Origin of the sequence: Luteibacter mycovicinus, from assembly GCF_000745235.1 — a bacterium.
Taxonomy (GTDB): Bacteria; Pseudomonadota; Gammaproteobacteria; order Xanthomonadales; family Rhodanobacteraceae; genus Luteibacter; species Luteibacter mycovicinus.
The window spans coordinates 2,896,563-2,912,582 of sequence record NZ_JQNL01000001.1 but is presented as its reverse complement, the minus strand read 5'-3'; the positions used below and the strand labels follow the sequence as shown (position 1 = coordinate 2,912,582).

Below are 16,020 nucleotides of genomic sequence, written 5' to 3'. Positions count from 1 at the left end.
CGGTGCAGCCTCCCGCGCGCGGCGTCAGCAGCCGCGCGTCAACGTGCGCAACGTTCAGATGAGTGCTGGGCCGACAGCGACCCGGCATCATCAATCATCCCCACCCTTCGAGAGGTCGTCGTCCACTTCCGTGGCGGCCCACTCGAGGGCTTCGCGCTCGGCGCGCTCGCGGGCGGCGCGGTCGATCTCGTCGATCATTTCGTCGTTGACGCGACGATCGGCGATTTCGCGCAGGGCGAGCACGGTCGGCTTGTCGTTGCCCGGATCGAGCGTGGGTTCGGCACCCTTGGACAGCTGGCGGGCGCGCTTGGTCGCCATGAGCACGAGCTCAAAGCGGTTGTCGACTACCTCGAGGCAGTCTTCGACAGTAATACGGGCCATTTCAAATCCTTGACAATAAAGACACTTCTGACTGTGCAGTTTAGCGGTCAGCCCCGTTGGCTGGCAATGAGGTGAGGGGTATCATGTGCGGTTCTGACCAGGACGGACGGGCATTAGTGCAAATAATAAAACCAGGCGGTACACTATCCTATCGCCCCACCCCCAAAGTCACTCCGATGCGCCCCATGAACCTCCCCCGGATCGTCCGTAACGCCGTCGGCCTGGCCGCGCTGGCGCTGTTGGCCGCGTGCCACATCGCCCCGCCGCGAAACGACGATCCGAACGAAAAGTTCAACCGGAAGGTCTACGCCTTCAACGACAAGCTGGACAAGGCCATCATCCGGCCGGTCGCTGTCGGCTATCGTAAGATCACCACCCCGCCGGTGCGGACGGCCGTCAGCGACTTCTATACGAACATCCGGCTGCCGATCACCATCGGCAACCAGCTGCTCCAGGCTCGTCCGAAGCAGGCGGTCATTACGACCGGCCGCTTCGTGGTCAACCTGACCATCGGCTTCCTGGGCTTCAAGGATCCGGCCAGCATGCTCGGCATGCCGCTGTACGACAGCGATTTCGGCGTGACCCTGGCCCGCTGGGGCGTCCCCGAGGGCGACTACCTGGTCGTGCCGTTCGTCGGTCCAAGCACGGTGCGCGACATCTGGCGTCTGCCGGTCGACAGCTACTTCTTCGATCCGCTGAGCTACCTGTCGCGTAACCACGACTTCAAGGCCGGCCAGTACTACGCCCCGTCGGTGCTCTATCTCATTACCCTGCGCGCCCGCGCCATCGACGCGGAAAGCTTCCTGGCCTCGGCCTACGATCCCTACGTGTTCCTGCGCGACGCTTACCGCCAGCAGCGCCTGAGCCAGATCTACGACGGCAACCCGCCGGCGGAAGCGATCGAACAGCTGCAGGGCCTCGACCAGGACAAGGACTTCGATCCCGAGAAGCTCCTGGATGAACAGCACAAGTGGGAAAACCAGAACGGGCAGCAGCCCAACTGATGAAAAGGGCCCCTCGGGCCCTTTTTTTTTGCCTGGACCCTTATGGATCGGGCGCGCCCAGCTACGAAAAAGGCCCCGAAGGGCCTGTCTCAGCTCGACATAACCACGACATCACAACAACTCGTCGACGCCCGACACCCGCGCCAGCGCCTGCAGCCCCTCGGGGACACGAGCGACCTTGATGGCCCTGCGCTGGGCCCGCGCATGCGCCAGCAACGCCAGCACCGTGGCCAGCCCGGCGCTGTCGGCGTGCGACAGGCCGCCGAGATCCAGCACTGTCTGCTTGCCGCGGTCCAGCTCGGCGCGGGCCGAGTGGAGGGCGTCGGCGGCCGTGGCGAACGTAAGATCACCGGACACCGCGAGGGTGTCCGGCGCCGGGGTCGTCAGCGAGAACGACGTGTCGCTCACTTGTTCGCGCCGCCCGTGTCCTGCTTCATTTCCTCGATCGCGCCGGCACCCTTCTGCTCCAGGTCGGCGGTCAGCTTGTCGAGACCTTCCTTCTTGATCTCGGCATCCACCTGATTGCGATAGTTGGTGATGTACGAGATGCCTTCGATGACAACGTCGTAGGCCTTCCAGTCGCCGGTGGTCTTGCTCTGGCGGAACACGTAGTTGACCGAGACGGTCTTGCCGTCGTCGAGCACGACCTGGGTCTGGACCAGGGTGCGCGACTTGTTCAGGTCGCCGTTGAACGGCAGCACCTTGACCCGGCCACGCGTGTAGTTGAGCAGGCCCTCGGCGTAACGGTGGGTGATCGAGTTGTAGAACGCCTTGGCGAAACGCTCGCGCTGCTGCGGCGAGGCTTCCTTGGCGTGCTGACCCAGCACCAGGATGGACGCGTAATCGATATCGAAATGCGGCAGGAAGGTGTCGTCGATGACGGCGATCAGCTTTTCCTTATCGTTCTTGAGCTCGGCCTGGTGCCCTTCGATGGCCTTAGCCAGGTCGTCGGAAATGGTCTGGACGACCTGCTGGGGACCCTGCTGCTGGCCGGCCGACGCCGGAGCGGCATCCTGGGCGAGCACGGGGGCGGCCACGACCGTACCGATGGCAAGGGCAATGGCGAGGGAAATCTGACGCAGCATGCGATATCTCCTGAGCCGGCCTTACTTCTTGCCGGCGTTGTCGGGTTGGTTGCCGCCCGGGGCGGAACCGTTCTTGTTGTCGCTCGGCGAACCGTTCACGAGGAACTTGCCGATCAGATCTTCCAGCTGCAGCGCCGACTGCGTGAGCACCAGCTCATCGCCGTCAGCCAGGTATTCCGGCGAGCCGCCGGGCTGGATCGCAACATACTGGCTACCGATCAAACCGCTTGTGAACACCGCGGCGGCCGAGTCGTCAGGTATCTGGGAGTAACGCTTGTCGATCGCAAGGGTCACGGTCGCTTCCGACGAACCGGGCTTGACCACCACCGATTCGACGCTGCCGATCGGCACACCGGCCAGCTTGACCGCGGCACCGGGCTGCAGGCCGCCGATGTTGGTGAAGTTGCCCGTCACGTGGAAGGTGCCACCCAGACGGTCGGGGGCGCTGCCGCCGCCGAAGAACTTGCCGATCATCTCTTCCAGCTGCTGAGCCGGACGGGTGAAGGCGAGCTCACCGCCCGCCTTGACCGGCGTCTTCGACTGGCCGAACTGCAGGCCGACGTACTGGTCGCCGAGCAGGCCGCTGGTGTAGATCGTGGCCACGGAGTCATCGGGAATGTCCTTGTGGCTGTCGTCGATCGACAGGGTCACCTTCGCCTCTTCCTTGCCCGGAACCAGGTCGATCGCGTCGACCGAGCCGACACGCACGCCGGCAACCTTCACCGGGGCGCGGACCTTGAGCTGTCCGACATTGACGAAGCGCGTGGTCACCTCATAGGCGGAACCGCGATGCGAATTGGCCACCGACGTGGTCTGCGTGGCGAGGTAGGCCAGCGCGGCGAAACCGAGCACGATGAACAGGCCGGTGCCGACGGCATAGGAAGGTCTCTGGCTCACGGCACGATCCTCGAATGGGAGATAGGGAAAAGAAGAGTCATGGCGGGTCTCCGGTGCCTCAGATCAGGAACGAGGTGAGGACGAAGTCCAGCGCCAGGATGGCGATGGACGAAGCGACCACCGTGCGCGTCGTCGCGTATGCGACGCCCTCGCTGGTGGGCGGCGTGGTGTAGCCCTGGAACACCGCGATCAGCGAGACCACGATGCCGAAGGCAAACGATTTGAGCAGGACCCCGTCGATGATGTCCTTGTGGACGTCGACCGACGCGGTCATGTTCGACCAGAAGGTGCCGTTGTCGATGCCCAGCCAGGTCACGCCGACCAGATGGCCGCCGAACACACCCATGGCGCAGAACACGACGGCCAGCAGCGGCAGCGCGACCACGCCGGCGAGGAAACGCGGCGCCACCACATAGGCGACCGGATCCACCGCCATCATTTCCATGGCGTCGAGCTGATCGGTCGCGCGCATCAGGCCGATCTCGGCGGTCACCGAGGTGCCGGCGCGACCGGCGAAGAGCAACGCGGTGACGACGGGACCGAGCTCGCGGTAGATCGCGATGGCGACGACCGTACCCGTGGCCGAGGTGCCTCCGAAGATCGACAGCACGTCGTACAGCTGCAGGCCGAGCACCATGCCGACGAACAGACCGCAGGTCATCACGATCGTCAGGCTCATCGCGCCGACGAACCAGATCTGCCGCAGCGTCTCACTGAAGTAGCGGAAGCTGCGCGGCACCGCACCGAGGATATTGATGAGGAACAGGCCACACGCGCCGATCTGCGCGAGGCTGCGGATGACGACATTGTCGTCCCGGGTGGTCATGCCTTGCCTCCGGGGAAACCGAGCGCGGTGGCGTAATCGCCCGCGGGATACTGGAAAGGAACGGGACCGTCGATCTCACCGCCGAAGAACTGCGCCGTCCACGGCGAGCCATCGGTGGCCAGACTGGCGGGATCACCCTGCGCCACGACCTTGCCGTTGGCGATCAGGTAGACGTGGTCGGCCACCTTCTGCACGGCGGCGAGCTCGTGCGCGACGAGCACGCTGGTGATACCGAGCGTCTGGTTGAGCGTGCGAATCAGCAGCAGCACCTGATTCAGCGCGATCGGATCGAGGCCGACGAAGGGCTCGTCGTAGAGGATCAGCGCCGGATCGAACACGATGGCCCGGGCCAGCGCCACGCGACGGGCCATGCCGCCGGATAGCTCCGTCGGCTCGAGCTTCGCCGCACCGCGCAGGCCCACCGCCTCGAGCTTGTTCAGCACGATGTTGCGGATGAGTTCCTCGGGCAGCTTCGTGTGCTGGCGCAGCGGAAAAGCCACGTTCTCGAAGACGTCGAAGTCCGTGAGCAGCGCGGAATTCTGGAATAGATAACCGATGCGTTCGCGCAGCTCGAACAGCTTCTCGCGCGACAACGAGGGAACGTTGTTGCCATCGACCTCGACCGTACCGGCATCGCCACGCATCTGCCCGGTGATGTGTTTGAGCAGGGTGGTCTTGCCGGTACCGCTGGGCCCCATGATGGCGGTGACCTTGCCACGCGGAATATCGAGATCCAGGGAATCGAAAATCGTCTTACCGTTGAGTACGGTCGTCAGTCCGCGAATGCGGACGATGGCGTCGTCGGTCATGGGGCCAGCAGCTCCTCGATCAGCGTTTCGTGGCGGCGCGCCGACATGGGCGTGCGCTGGCGGACGGCGCGGACGATCGCCTGAAGGTCCGCCAGGGCGTCCTCGAAGCGATCGTTGACGATGATGTAGTCGAACTCGTGCGCATGAGCGATCTCCTCGCGCGAGTTGAACAGGCGGCGTTCAATCACCTCGGGCGCGTCCGAACCTCGACCGCGCAGGCGGCGTTCGAGTTCCGTGCGGGACGGAGGAAGGATGAAAACTGACACGCAATCGGGCTTGCCCTTACGCACCTGACGCGCGCCCTGCCAATCGATCTCGAGCAGGACGTCAGAGCCGACCTTCAGCTTCTCCTCGACCACGGTGCGCGAGGTGCCGTAGAGGTTGCCATGGACTTCGGCGTGCTCGAGGAAGATGCCCTCGGCGATCTCGTTCTCGAAGTCCGGACGCTCCACGAAGAAATAATGGCGGCCGTACTGCTCACCCACGCGCGGCGGACGCGTCGTGTGCGAAATCGACAGGGAGATATCCGGCTCGCGCTCGAGCAGCGCGTTGACCAGCGTGGATTTACCCGCACCCGAAGGCGCGGCCACCACGAACAGGGTGCCTTCGATCATCCGCGGGCTTCTCGTAGGGGGTTCATGGACATTCCCTGCCGGGCAAAACGCAATTGTAGCGAAATTCTGCACGTACCCGGCTTTCGCGGGCACTTCAGCCCCCGTACCGGCTCGGCGAGATACCGACCACGCGCTTGAACGCGTGGCTGAAAGCGCTTTCGGAGGCGTAGCCCAGATCGCGTGCCAGCGCCGCGACCGGCACGCCGCCACGACGTAGCGCGTGCTCAGCCAGACGCATCCGCCAGCGGGTGAGGTAAGCGAGCGGCGCCACCCCCGCTACGGCCTTGAACTGCGTCGCGAAGACGGTTCGGGACATGGCGGCGGCCCGGGCCAGCTGGTCGAGGCGCCAGGCGCGGCCCGGCTCGCCGTGCATCATCTTCAACACAGGCCCAAGGCGAGGATCCGCGGCGGCGCGCAGCCAGCCCGCGGGCAATTCGCCGCCCTTGTCCAGATGAGAACGCAACACGTGGACGAACAGCAGATAGGCCAGCTGCGTCGTTACCATCCCTGAGCCCGGGCGGTCTACGTCGCATTCCTCGACCAGACGATCGAGCACCCAGCGCATGACCTGGGCCTCATCGGATTCGCCGCGGACGTGGATCAGGGGCGGGAACGCCTCGTTGAGCATAGACGCGTAAGCGGGATTGATCCGCACATGGCCACCGAGATGCAGAGTCACGTCCTGGCCGTCCTCGCGGGGACTCCCGCCCAGCGCCCGGATCTCAGGGCGCGTCATGCCGGCGAAGAGGGATGACGCCTCGATCGGCGGCTGATCCGGATCGCTGGCCATGATGAAGCCTCGTGCCGCCGTCAGGAGGACGACATCGCCCTCCTCCATCCGCAGCGCGGCCTCTTCGCCATCCATGCGCAGCCAGCAGGCGCCGTGGACGGCGGCGAAGAACTTGATGCGGTCCGGCGGTGGAAAACGGACCGCCCACGCGCCGCTGGCGGAGAATCCGCCCGACATCACGGATTCGACGTCGGCCAACCGAAGGACCTGGGAAATGGGATCGTCGTTCATTCCCGAACGATTGAGCATGCATGAGGGATTTTCAAGCATTCATCGTTCGACTTCGTACCCCTATCTTTGCTGGGAGACCCCACAGGATCCCATCCTATGTCGACCCCGCAGAGCCCCATAGCTACTGGATTTACCGCCGCCTCCACCGCCGACGACGTGCTGGCCGGCATCGACCTCGCCGGCAAGACCGCCATCGTCACCGGCGGCTACTCCGGCATAGGCACCGAGACCAGCCGGGCCCTCCGTGCCGCCGGCGCCCGCGTTATCGTCCCCGCACGGGACCTCGCCAAAGCACGAAAGGCACTGGACGGCCTGGACATCGTCATCGAACCCATGGACCTGGCCGATCCGGCGTCCATCGACGCTTTCGCCGCTCGCTTCGTCGCACGAGGCGAACCGCTGCATATCCTCATCGACAGCGCCGGCGTCATGGCCTGTCCACTGGAAAGGGATACGCGTGGCTACGAACGCCAGTTCGCGACCAATCACCTCGGTCATTTCCAGCTCGCCATGCGGCTATGGCCCGCACTCGCAGCGGCAGGCGGTGCGCGCGTGGTGTCACTGTCGTCTCGCGGCCATCGACTCGCGGGCATCGATCTCGACGACCCGCACTTCGAGCGCCGCGCGTACGATCCGTGGATCGCCTACGGTCAGTCAAAGACCGCCAACGCACTATTTGCGGTTGCACTCGACGCCCGTGGTAAAGCACATGGCGTCCGCGCCTTCTCGGTGCATCCGGGGGCAATCGTCACCGATCTTGCGCGCTACATGAGCGAAGACGATCTCCGCGCCCGTGGCGCCATCGACGAGGAAGGCCGGCCGGTCGTGGACCTTGCGCGTGGCATGAAAAATGTGGCGCAGGGCGCGGCGACCAGCGTGTGGTGCGCGACGAGTCCGCAACTCGACGGCATGGGTGGCGTCTACTGCGAGGACGTCAATGTGTCGCCCGTCATGCCGCCCGTCGATGACGAACTCGCCCTGGGCTTCCAGGCGGTTGGCGTGCGTCCCTGGGCGGTCGATGTTGAAGCCGCCGAACGACTGTGGACACTCAGCGAAACGCAGACGAACGTGAGATTTCCCGCGTACTGACAGGGCATTCAGTTGCGCCGGTGAAAGTATCCGGCGCAACTGTCAATTGCAGTTCGACACCGTGTATGTGCACGAGAGGGACGACGTGAGCCGCCATAACTGGTCGCCCGGTTATTACGTACGCAACGACGAGACCCTCTCGCACTACGCGCATTACCTCGATGAGATCGCCACCGGCATTCCCGAGCGCTTGTAAACCACCCCGCCCTTCATGACGAACGCCACGTTCGCCAGCGCGCCGATATCCGTCGTCGGGTCACCTTGTACCGCGATGATGTCGGCGTCCAGACCGGGCTTGAGCTGACCGATGCGATCCTGCTGACGCAGCACGTTCGCGTCGATAGCGGTGGCGGCCAGCAATGCCTTCGCAGGTGACATACCGTCGCGCACCATCCAATCCAGTTCCTTGTAGTTCTGCCCATGGGTGAAGACACCCACGTCGCTGCCGTTACCTATCGTCACACCCGCATCCATCGCCAGCTTGAATGCCCTCGCCGCCCTCTGCATCGATTCCGTCGGCGGGCGGCCCGGCTTCCAGCCACCGAAATATTCCGACGTCGCGGCGCTGGCCTCGAGCGTCGGCATGAAGGCGACACCGTGCTTCTTCATCAGCGCGAAGACTTCGGGCGTGCCTTCGTAGCCGTGCTCGATCGTGTCGACGCCCGCCATGACGGAACGACGCATGCCTTCGGCTGTGGTCGAGTGGACGGCAACGGGCAGGCCCATGGCGTGAGCGGCATCCACGGCGGCCTTCAGCTCTTCTTCGGTGAACGTCGGCATCGAGCCCTTCGCCTTGCCGCAGTGATAGTCCGCGTAGAGCTTGATCCAGTCCGCTCCGTGGGCGGCCTGGTCGCGCACGGCATCGAGCATCTGCGCCGTGCCGCTGACCGGAATCGCGCCCTGCGGCAGGTCCATGTCGTCGCGGAAGCCCAGCGGGCCCGGGCCGTAGCAGTGCGCGGCGATCGTGGCTCGCGTGGCCACATACAGATGGGGGCCCGGGATAACGCCCTTATCGATCGCGTGCTGCACGTCGACATCGGCGTAGCCGGCGCCTTCGGTGCCGAGGTCTCGTAGCGCCGTGAAGCCGGCCATCAAGGTGTCGCGCGCGTGCTGCACAGCTTCGATCGTGCGGAAGGGCAAGGTTTCCTTGAGTACCTGGTCGTTCCAGGAGGTCTCGTTGTACGGGTGCAGGAAGATGTGCGAATGCGCGTCGATGAGTCCAGGCAAGAGCGTCGTCCCGGGCAGATCGATGGTCTGTGTGCCGGCGGGAACGGTGACGTCGCTGGGCGCGCCCACCGCCAGGATGCGCTCGCCCTGCACCAGCACGACCCAACCCGAATGAGTCTTCTCGCTGCGGGCGTCAAAGACGCGGTCAGCCTTGAGCAGCCACGTTGATTGCGGGGCGGCTTGCGCTGACGCTATTTCCTGCGCCACCGCACTGGTGGCGAGCAGCAAACCGATCACACACGCGAGCCCTGCTCGCAACCCCACAGACCGTGCCATAGATATCCCCATGTGAATCGGTTACTCGCCAGGATGATAGGTGCGCTCGATGTGGCCTTGCAGATCCTCGGGCCAGAAATACACCTTACGCAGGTTGCCCGTGGTGTAACGCTCGGCCTCGTCATTGAAGTGCTTCGACCCAGGATCACCGCTCTCACCGCCCGCCGTGATCGCGCGGGCGCTCACTTTGTCACCGAACTCGACCACGGCGACAAAGCTATTGCCGCTGGTTCCGTAATAGCGTTTCGCACCCGGCCAGCGATGCGCGCCGAAGGAGGCGAGAGATCCCCAGCGCGACGAGGTGAATGGCACCGGGATGCTCGGTTTGCCGTCGTCGAAGTCCTGCTTGATCGCGCCGTCAACGCGCTGATAGCGGTTGATCTCGCCCCAGGGTACGCCCCAGCTACCGAAGTCCTTCTGCAGACGATCGACCGCTTCGGACAGCGCGGCGAGCCTCACGTCGGGCCCCGCCTTTTCCGCCATCCTGTCGTAAACGCTGAGCCCCTCTTCGGAGTCCAGTTTGCTCGCCTTGTCCCAGAGGATGTCGCCCCAGAACACCGCCAGTGACGTCGGCATCGACGTGACGCCCCAGCGATAGTCCCAGCTACGCAGGAGGCCGATCGGCCCGGCCAGGGCCTTCTTACGCGGATCGCTCGACGGCAATGCGTCATAATCGGCGATAAGGATCGGCAGCTGCCGGGCGAACGCCGTGAGATACGGGTCGAACGCCGCGTCGATCAACGACGCCTGGGTGAAATCGTGACGTCCCGTCAGCACGCGCGTCGCATGCAGGCCACGCGGATTCTCGCCAACCGCGTCCATGTAGCGCGGAAAGTCGGCCTGCTTCGGACTGTCGGGGCCCGCTGCTGAATACGGCCAGTCGTTGGTGTTGAAGATCCAGCCCGTCGGCGGGTCGAGCAGATGTGGCGCCTTGTCGAGCGGCAACAGGCTCTTCCAGTCCGTCGCCGGATCGCTGCCGTCGACCGGCTTCGAATAATCGAAGCGGTTGTCACGGTTCGGGATGAACTGCGGATGCAGGTACGCGATGTGGCCCTTATCGTCTGCGTAGATCGTGTTGTTCGACGAATTGGCCTTGAAGTCCGCGACTTTCATATACGCGGCGTAATCGTTGGCCTTGGTGCGAAGCCAACTCTGCTGCAGCGCTTCGAGCGGCTTGTTCATCAGCGCAAGCGCAATCCACTTATCGCCCTCGGCACGCACGATGGGGCCGTGGTGCGTGGCGTACACCGTGAAGGTACGCGCGGCGCGCGAGCCATCCGCCATGCGATACGGCACGACGACGTCGCGCGACGTGACCGGACGAAGCTCACTACCGTAGCGGTAGAAGGGCTTGCCGTCCCTTTGCACGATGGTCTCGGCGAATTCATCCACCACGTCGGCACCGGTCGACGTATGCATCCAGCCGATGTGCTTGTTAAAGCCCTGATAGATGAAGAACTGCCCCCAGGTCACCGCGCCATAGGCGTCGAGACCCTCGTCGCTGGACATCTGCAACTCGGAGCGGAAGAAAAACGAGGTATGCGGATTGATCAGCAGCAAGGCATGTCCGTTCGCCGTCAGTTTCGGCGCGATGGCGATGCCATTGGAGCCCGTGGGCTCCCACCAGCTGGAGGGTGGGGTGAACTGTGCCAGGGCGCCTTCCGGGTCGTTGCCATAGAAGGCCTGCAAGCCCTTCGTCGACGCACGCTCGATGTCGCCGCCGATGCTGCCTTCGCTGAAGCTCAGCGCCATCCAGGGTTCGAAATGCGTGATGACCCGCGGATGCACGTCCGGATGGGTGGCCAGGTAGTCGTTCAGTCCGTCCGCCCAGGCATTCATCAGCGACTTGAGCCAGTCGGGGCTGCGCGCATAGAGCGCGTTGAGATCGTTCGGGTCGACGAAGAGCTTCTGGCGCAGGTCCTGCCACAGGGCCGACTCTCCTTCCGCTTCGGCCAGTCGACCGAGCGAGACGAGATAGTTGGTCTCGACGCGGTTGAAGTCGTCCTCGGCCTGGGCATACGCCATGCCGAAAACGGCATCGGCATCGGTCTTGCCATGCACATGGGCGATGCCCCAGTCATCGCGCTGGATGGTGACCGCGCCCGCCTCGTGTTTCCAGCGAACCGCATGGTCGGCGGCCTGGACGGACGATACGGCCGTCAGCGCCAGAAGCAGGGGCAGACACAACGAGAGGCGACGTACGGACATGCATTCCCCTTGGCAACCATAAGAATATCTAATCAACATGATAACGGGATAGTCATTCCCATTATGGCGATGCGCTACTAGCTTCACACGGATATAAATCGAGGAAGCGCGCCATGTCGACCTATCCACGCAGTTTTTCCCATATCGGCCTCTCCGTCACCGATCTGGACGCCGCCGTCACCTTCTATACCGAGGTCATGGGCTGGTACCTCATCATGCCGCCGACCACGATCGATGAAGACGACAGCGCCATCGGCGTGATGTGCACCGACGTATTCGGCGTCGGCTGGGGTTCGTTCCGCATCGCGCATATGTCCACGGGCGACCGCGTGGGCGTGGAGATCTTTCAGTTCCGTAACGCGCAGCGCCCGGACAACAACTTCGAATACTGGAAGACCAGCGTCTTTCATTTCTGCGTACAGGATCCTGACGTCGAGGGTCTGGCGGCGAAGATCGTCGCCGCGGGCGGCAAGCAGCGCATGCCCGTGCGCGAATATTTTCCCGGCGAGAAGCCCTATCGCATGGTCTACATGGAAGACCCGTTCGGCAACATCCTCGAGATCTACAGCCACAGCTATGAGCTGACCTATTCCGCGGGTGCGTACGGCAAGGCAGCGGATGCATGAGCACGACGACGCTCTTCGACGCCTATGACCTCTCGGGCGTACCGCTGAAGAACCGCGCGGTCATGGCACCCATGACGCGTGCGCGCGCCCCGGGCTATGTGCCCACGGACGATACCGTGCGTTATTACCGCCAGCGCTCGGGAGCCGGCCTGATCGTCACCGAAGGCACGCCGATCTCGAGGGAAGGCAATGGCTTCGTCGACTGCCCGGGCCTGTGGAACGACGAGCAGGTGACGGCCTGGCGCAAGGTGACCGACGCGGTGCACGATCCCGGGGGCGTCATCTTCACGCAGATCTGGCACGTCGGACGCATGTCGCACACCTCGCTCCAGGAAAACGGTGCGGCACCGGTAAGTTCCACTAACCGTCCGGCCGCCGGTTGTTCGGCGTTCGGTTATGACGCGGACGGCAACCCGGCTTTCGTTGCCGCCAGTACGCCGCGCGCGCTTGGCACCGACGAAGTGCCGCGCGTGGTCGCCGATTTCGCGCGCGCGGCGACCAACGCCGTCGCCGCCGGCTTCGACGGCGTGGAAATCCACGGCGCCAACGGCTACCTCGTCGAGCAGTTCATCAACGGCGCCGTCAACGACCGCACCGATGCCTATGGCGGCGACACGGTCGAACACCGCGCACGCTTCGCACTCGATGTCGTGGATGCGTGCATCGCCGCCATCGGCGCCGCGAAGGTGGGCATTCGACTGTCGCCGTTCGGACGCCTGCATGACCTGGGCGACTTCGAAGGTGAAGAGGAGACCTTCCTCTATCTGGCACGTGAACTGGGCAAGCGCAACATCGCGTACGTCCACATCATGGATCAGGCCAGCCGTGGCGCACCCGCCATGCCGACTGGGTTCCTCGCGAGATTCCGGGCCGCCTATGGTGGAACGTTGATCCTTGCAGGCGGCCTCGACCTCGCGAAGGCCAACGCGATGATCGCGGGCGGGCTGATCGATCTGGCCGCCTTCGGCGCGCCGTATATCGCCAATCCCGACCTCGTCGATCGTTATCGTCATGGCTGGCCGGTGGCCAAGGCGGACCAGGCGACGTACTACGGCGGCGATGCGCGGGGTTATACGGACTACCCGTTCTACGGGGCCACAAACGCGGTCTAACGCACGAAGTAACCCGTGGCGGCCGGTAGAGCCGGTGGGAGCCAACCCTGTTACCGTGAGGCGTGGCTCAGTCGTTCGCGAGCGAGTGCCACGCCTTCGCGACTGAGATCACAATCGCGCATCCGTTGAATGATTCTGACGGAGGCATCGGCACTATCGAGGAAGACAAACCATTCCTGAAGCATGCTGTATAGCCCTTCGTCGACCCGAGCCAACATCGCACGCCACTCATCCCCAGGTCCAGCGCACAGCGCAAGAGTTTGGCTAAGTTGATCGAGGGAGTCCGCTAGCCCCGTTGCCATCATTCCCGGCGCTGCCTCCTCCTCAAGCTGAAAGCTCATCGAGCTTCTGTCAAAGCCCGTCACCATGAGCAGGGCGCTGTCTCGCATAGCACTACGGTCGCCTGCGCACTGGGCAAGCAATACCTGCTGGAAGAGCTCAAGAGCCTTACTCGCGAAGAGAATATCCACGCCTCTGGATCCGACAAGCGGACGGCCGCCGAAGAAAATTGTCGCGGTAGCGGTCTCACTTTTTTCGTTGAGCGCCGCTTCGAGGTCCGCCTCGATCGCCTCTATCCTGCATTTGTATTGCAAGATGGCTAGCGGGTCACGATAGGCGCGAGCAGACCGAAGCATGTCGCGTGCCGCTCCAAGGTCGGCGCGTAGCCACTCTATGTTTGAGAAGTTACTCACTATTTAATCCTTTCGTTGCTAAGGCGAGCTCACCAGAATCGACAAGATCGACCTGAAGCATGCCCTTCCATCGATTGCTTTCACGACGGTGTGAGAACAGTCCGTGCCAATAGGTTATCTGGCGCATGAGCCACAATGATCGTGAATCGAGGTCGATGCAATAGGCATCACATCGGAACATCAGCTTGGTCCGATGCGCCGCGAACAGGTCGCCGCGCTCATCCATCGCCGTCCACCAGGCTTCGTCTCGCCGGAGATGGCGCGGGCGACGCGCGAACGTGACGACATCGATGTCGCGCGGACAACGATTTTCGGTTCGCTCGACGTCTTCGACGAAGCTGCCGTCGAGCCACTGGAAACCGTCGACGATGCCGAAGCCTCGGAGGGCTTCGCGATAGCGCAAAAGGCCGTCGAATAGCTCTTTTCGGGCAGGAGACGTAGCCAGTCGCTCGTGAACTTCACGGAGGCTCACCGGATACGGAGAGCGCCCATCTATCGCCTGGGCGCTGCCTGTATAGGGCGGAAGGACGCCCGAGAAATCGAATGCCGGAATCATGGCCCCGCCGTCCGTGAAGTGATCGGCTGAGCATGCGTGTGAGTAAAGTTCTGAACGACCAGCGTCGGCCGATGCTGTGAGTAGGCTTTGCCCAGACCGGCGGCCCAGCTTGCTGCGCGGACAGCGCTGGTTTGCCCGATTCGCAGGTGTTTGCACGCCGACGCAGCGGTAAATTGTCGCTTTGGCACGGCAGAATGTAGCACCTCCAGCAGCTTCAGCACCTCTGCTACCTCGACCTCGGCAAGTTGACGACGTGGGCGTCGGGCTCGATGCACATCACGCTCGGCGATCGACCGGGGCCATGCTGCCGCTGGAATTGGACATCCACTTCATCGCACCCGGTCGGCCCGAGGCGGATGAACTTAAGCTCAGCGGCTATCTGGATACGTCGCGGGTGGCGCGCGAAGGACAAGCGGGACGCGTGAGCGGCCGATCCGGGTTCTACGCGATCGGGTCTCAGAAGGTTTTCCACGAGCCAGGAGACACACGCCGCGGGCTGACCATGGCGGCCGAGTGGATGTGGGCCGACCGCCATAGCGCCCGGATCACCCGCTGGTATTCGCTCGATGCGATGTATCGGGGCCCCTTCCCCGGCCTGCCGGCACGAGCCGGATGCGGTGGCTATCGGCGCGCAGCTGATGGCGACCTTCTGAGCGCCGATTGCTTCATGCCTGATGCGCCAGCGCGTAGTCGAAGGCCGCACGCACCGCCGCCACCTGGGCATCGTTGCACTGCTGAGGCGTCGCGCGCGGGCTGTCCGGATAGACCTCGGTGGTCGTGACATAGCGGGCGTTGGTGATGCCTGCGCAGAGCCCGAGTTTTTTGACGTCGTATTCGATCACGCCCGGTGCGACGACCGGCGAGCCGATGATTTCGCCCTGCGCATCGGCGGGTGCGATATGGGTGACCTTGGCGACCGCCTCGATGATGGCGTTCTGGAACGCCGGCTGCGGGTTGCCTGAATCGTCGACGAGGTAGAACCCGTCGGGGATCTCACCCGGCTCGTAATCGACGCCATCGCGCGCGGCCAGTGCCGGGCGGAATTCCGACTCGTCGGAGTCGGTGGTCTCGTGCAGATCGATGTGCACCAGCACGGCATCGACGAGCGGCGCCAGCAGTTCGACCAGCGCGGCCGACTCCGCCGCCGGGCTGTCGACGACGAAGTTGCGGTTGGGGTCGATCGCTTCCGGGTTCCAGCGCAGGATGCGCTCATAGGCCCACGGGCTCACGCAAGGCACGACCAGAAGGTTGGCATGACCGGCGTAATCGTCGCCATGCTCACGCACGAACTGCAGCGCGCCTTCGACGCCACTGGTCTCGTATCCGTGTACGCCACCGGTGACGAGCAAAACGGGAAGCTGGTCGTTCCAGCCACGGCTACGGATCGCCAGCAGCGGGTATTCGCCTTCCGCATACATGAGGCGGCCGTATTCGCTCACATCGAAACGTTCGCGCAGCGGCTCAATGGCACGCAGGACGTCGTCCGCATAGGTGCGCGTCTTCACCTGACGCGCGCGCCAGGCGGCAACGTCACATGCGTTCCAGGGCTGACCGGGCGTGCCGACGGGGTATGCAGGGGTATTCATGGTGGGGTGGC

Annotated in this window: 19 protein-coding genes; 6 read left to right on the top strand and 13 right to left on the bottom strand. The window is 63.9% G+C overall.

All coding sequences use genetic code 11. The features are described 5' to 3' along the window. Positions 1-90: 90 nt before the first annotated feature. Positions 91-381, bottom strand: coding sequence for a DNA-directed RNA polymerase subunit omega (gene rpoZ / locus FA85_RS12780; protein ID WP_036116209.1), 291 nt, complete (start codon positions 379-381; stop codon positions 91-93). A 185-nt stretch (positions 382-566) separates the two neighbouring features. On the opposite strand from rpoZ, the gene FA85_RS12775 reads away from it, so the two are divergent. Next, the gene (locus FA85_RS12775; protein WP_036116210.1) at positions 567-1,385 is read left to right on the top strand and encodes an MlaA family lipoprotein; all 819 of its coding nucleotides are present in this window, start codon (positions 567-569) and stop codon (positions 1,383-1,385) included. Positions 1,386-1,496: 111 nt separating this feature from the next. Here FA85_RS12775 and FA85_RS12770 read toward each other — a convergent pair whose 3' ends face one another. The 7 genes from FA85_RS12770 to FA85_RS12740 form a co-directional block, all read right to left on the bottom strand. Next, the gene (locus FA85_RS12770) at positions 1,497-1,793 is read right to left on the bottom strand and encodes an STAS domain-containing protein (protein ID WP_036116213.1); all 297 of its coding nucleotides are present in this window, start codon (positions 1,791-1,793) and stop codon (positions 1,497-1,499) included. After that, positions 1,790-2,470 (bottom strand): MlaC/ttg2D family ABC transporter substrate-binding protein, encoded by a 681-nt coding sequence (locus tag FA85_RS12765; RefSeq protein WP_036116214.1) that lies wholly within the window; start codon positions 2,468-2,470, stop codon positions 1,790-1,792. The genes FA85_RS12770 and FA85_RS12765 overlap by 4 nt, the downstream gene beginning before the upstream one ends. 21 nt (positions 2,471-2,491) lie before the next feature. Then, complete coding sequence (gene mlaD / locus FA85_RS12760; protein ID WP_036116215.1) at positions 2,492-3,367, bottom strand: outer membrane lipid asymmetry maintenance protein MlaD; 876 nt, start codon at positions 3,365-3,367, stop codon at positions 2,492-2,494. 58 nt (positions 3,368-3,425) lie between these two features. Then, positions 3,426-4,193 carry a lipid asymmetry maintenance ABC transporter permease subunit MlaE gene (gene mlaE / locus FA85_RS12755; protein ID WP_036116216.1) on the bottom strand — a complete coding sequence of 256 codons (768 nt, stop codon included), beginning with the start codon at positions 4,191-4,193 and terminating at the stop codon, positions 3,426-3,428. Beyond that, on the bottom strand, positions 4,190-5,002 hold the full coding sequence (locus FA85_RS12750) for an ABC transporter ATP-binding protein (RefSeq protein ID WP_036116217.1): 813 nt from the start codon (positions 5,000-5,002) through the stop codon (positions 4,190-4,192). Before FA85_RS12750 ends, mlaE begins: the two co-directional genes overlap by 4 nt. Beyond that, on the bottom strand, positions 4,999-5,616 hold the full coding sequence (gene gmk, locus FA85_RS12745) for a guanylate kinase (protein ID WP_036116218.1): 618 nt from the start codon (positions 5,614-5,616) through the stop codon (positions 4,999-5,001). The genes FA85_RS12750 and gmk overlap by 4 nt, the downstream gene beginning before the upstream one ends. Before the next feature lie 94 nt (positions 5,617-5,710). Then, positions 5,711-6,637 (bottom strand): AraC family transcriptional regulator, encoded by a 927-nt coding sequence (locus FA85_RS12740; protein ID WP_051944304.1) that lies wholly within the window; start codon positions 6,635-6,637, stop codon positions 5,711-5,713. A gap of 96 nt (positions 6,638-6,733) precedes the next feature. On the opposite strand from FA85_RS12740, the gene FA85_RS12735 reads away from it, so the two are divergent. Both FA85_RS12735 and FA85_RS21915 read left to right on the top strand, forming a co-directional pair. Then, positions 6,734-7,726 carry an oxidoreductase gene (locus FA85_RS12735; protein WP_036116225.1) on the top strand — a complete coding sequence of 331 codons (993 nt, stop codon included), beginning with the start codon at positions 6,734-6,736 and terminating at the stop codon, positions 7,724-7,726. Positions 7,727-7,772: 46 nt separating this feature from the next. Next, the gene (locus FA85_RS21915; protein ID WP_156110291.1) at positions 7,773-7,922 is read left to right on the top strand and encodes a hypothetical protein; all 150 of its coding nucleotides are present in this window, start codon (positions 7,773-7,775) and stop codon (positions 7,920-7,922) included. Here the strand turns inward: FA85_RS21915 and FA85_RS12730 are convergent. Both FA85_RS12730 and FA85_RS12725 read right to left on the bottom strand, forming a co-directional pair. Then, the gene (locus FA85_RS12730) at positions 7,880-9,190 is read right to left on the bottom strand and encodes an amidohydrolase family protein (protein ID WP_239739897.1); all 1,311 of its coding nucleotides are present in this window, start codon (positions 9,188-9,190) and stop codon (positions 7,880-7,882) included. The genes FA85_RS21915 and FA85_RS12730 overlap by 43 nt on opposite strands. Before the next feature lie 60 nt (positions 9,191-9,250). Then, positions 9,251-11,437, bottom strand: a complete 2,187-nt coding sequence (locus FA85_RS12725) for a penicillin acylase family protein (RefSeq protein WP_036116228.1) — start codon at positions 11,435-11,437, stop codon at positions 9,251-9,253. A 113-nt stretch (positions 11,438-11,550) separates the two neighbouring features. Between FA85_RS12725 and FA85_RS12720 the strand changes: the two genes are divergently transcribed. Together FA85_RS12720 and FA85_RS12715 are read left to right on the top strand one after the other, a co-directional pair. Next, positions 11,551-12,063 carry a lactoylglutathione lyase family protein gene (locus FA85_RS12720; protein ID WP_036116229.1) on the top strand — a complete coding sequence of 171 codons (513 nt, stop codon included), beginning with the start codon at positions 11,551-11,553 and terminating at the stop codon, positions 12,061-12,063. Beyond that, entirely contained in the window at positions 12,060-13,175 is a 1,116-nt protein-coding gene (locus tag FA85_RS12715; RefSeq protein WP_036116231.1) for an alkene reductase, read from the top strand. Before FA85_RS12720 ends, FA85_RS12715 begins: the two co-directional genes overlap by 4 nt. 50 nt (positions 13,176-13,225) lie before the next feature. Here FA85_RS12715 and FA85_RS12710 read toward each other — a convergent pair whose 3' ends face one another. Beyond that, a complete protein-coding gene (locus FA85_RS12710; RefSeq protein WP_036116232.1) occupies positions 13,226-13,867 on the bottom strand; it encodes a hypothetical protein in 642 nt (213 codons plus the stop codon). Next, entirely contained in the window at positions 13,860-14,423 is a 564-nt protein-coding gene (locus FA85_RS21910) for a DUF6932 family protein (RefSeq protein WP_156108807.1), read from the bottom strand. Before FA85_RS21910 ends, FA85_RS12710 begins: the two co-directional genes overlap by 8 nt. A gap of 301 nt (positions 14,424-14,724) precedes the next feature. On the opposite strand from FA85_RS21910, the gene FA85_RS22745 reads away from it, so the two are divergent. Beyond that, on the top strand, positions 14,725-15,204 hold the full coding sequence (locus FA85_RS22745) for a carbohydrate porin (protein ID WP_428977048.1): 480 nt from the start codon (positions 14,725-14,727) through the stop codon (positions 15,202-15,204). Here the strand turns inward: FA85_RS22745 and FA85_RS12700 are convergent. Continuing rightward, on the bottom strand, positions 15,089-16,009 hold the full coding sequence (locus FA85_RS12700) for a M14 family metallopeptidase (RefSeq protein WP_036116234.1): 921 nt from the start codon (positions 16,007-16,009) through the stop codon (positions 15,089-15,091). The genes FA85_RS22745 and FA85_RS12700 overlap by 116 nt on opposite strands. Positions 16,010-16,020 lie beyond the last annotated feature (11 nt).

Coding starts and splice junctions, on each gene's coding strand:
- FA85_RS12715 (WP_036116231.1), top strand. CDS start 12,060: ATGAGCACGACGACGCTCTTCGACGCCTATGACCTCTCGGGCGTACCG.
- FA85_RS12725 (WP_036116228.1), bottom strand. CDS start 11,437: ATGTCCGTACGTCGCCTCTCGTTGTGTCTGCCCCTGCTTCTGGCGCTG.
- FA85_RS12735 (WP_036116225.1), top strand. CDS start 6,734: ATGTCGACCCCGCAGAGCCCCATAGCTACTGGATTTACCGCCGCCTCC.
- FA85_RS12750 (WP_036116217.1), bottom strand. CDS start 5,002: ATGACCGACGACGCCATCGTCCGCATTCGCGGACTGACGACCGTACTC.
- mlaE (WP_036116216.1), bottom strand. CDS start 4,193: ATGACCACCCGGGACGACAATGTCGTCATCCGCAGCCTCGCGCAGATC.
- FA85_RS12700 (WP_036116234.1), bottom strand. CDS start 16,009: ATGAATACCCCTGCATACCCCGTCGGCACGCCCGGTCAGCCCTGGAAC.
- FA85_RS12740 (WP_051944304.1), bottom strand. CDS start 6,637: ATGAACGACGATCCCATTTCCCAGGTCCTTCGGTTGGCCGACGTCGAA.
- FA85_RS21910 (WP_156108807.1), bottom strand. CDS start 14,423: ATGATTCCGGCATTCGATTTCTCGGGCGTCCTTCCGCCCTATACAGGC.
- gmk (WP_036116218.1), bottom strand. CDS start 5,616: ATGATCGAAGGCACCCTGTTCGTGGTGGCCGCGCCTTCGGGTGCGGGT.
- FA85_RS22745 (WP_428977048.1), top strand. CDS start 14,725: ATGCTGCCGCTGGAATTGGACATCCACTTCATCGCACCCGGTCGGCCC.
- rpoZ (WP_036116209.1), bottom strand. CDS start 381: ATGGCCCGTATTACTGTCGAAGACTGCCTCGAGGTAGTCGACAACCGC.
- FA85_RS12775 (WP_036116210.1), top strand. CDS start 567: ATGAACCTCCCCCGGATCGTCCGTAACGCCGTCGGCCTGGCCGCGCTG.
- FA85_RS12720 (WP_036116229.1), top strand. CDS start 11,551: ATGTCGACCTATCCACGCAGTTTTTCCCATATCGGCCTCTCCGTCACC.
- FA85_RS12765 (WP_036116214.1), bottom strand. CDS start 2,470: ATGCTGCGTCAGATTTCCCTCGCCATTGCCCTTGCCATCGGTACGGTC.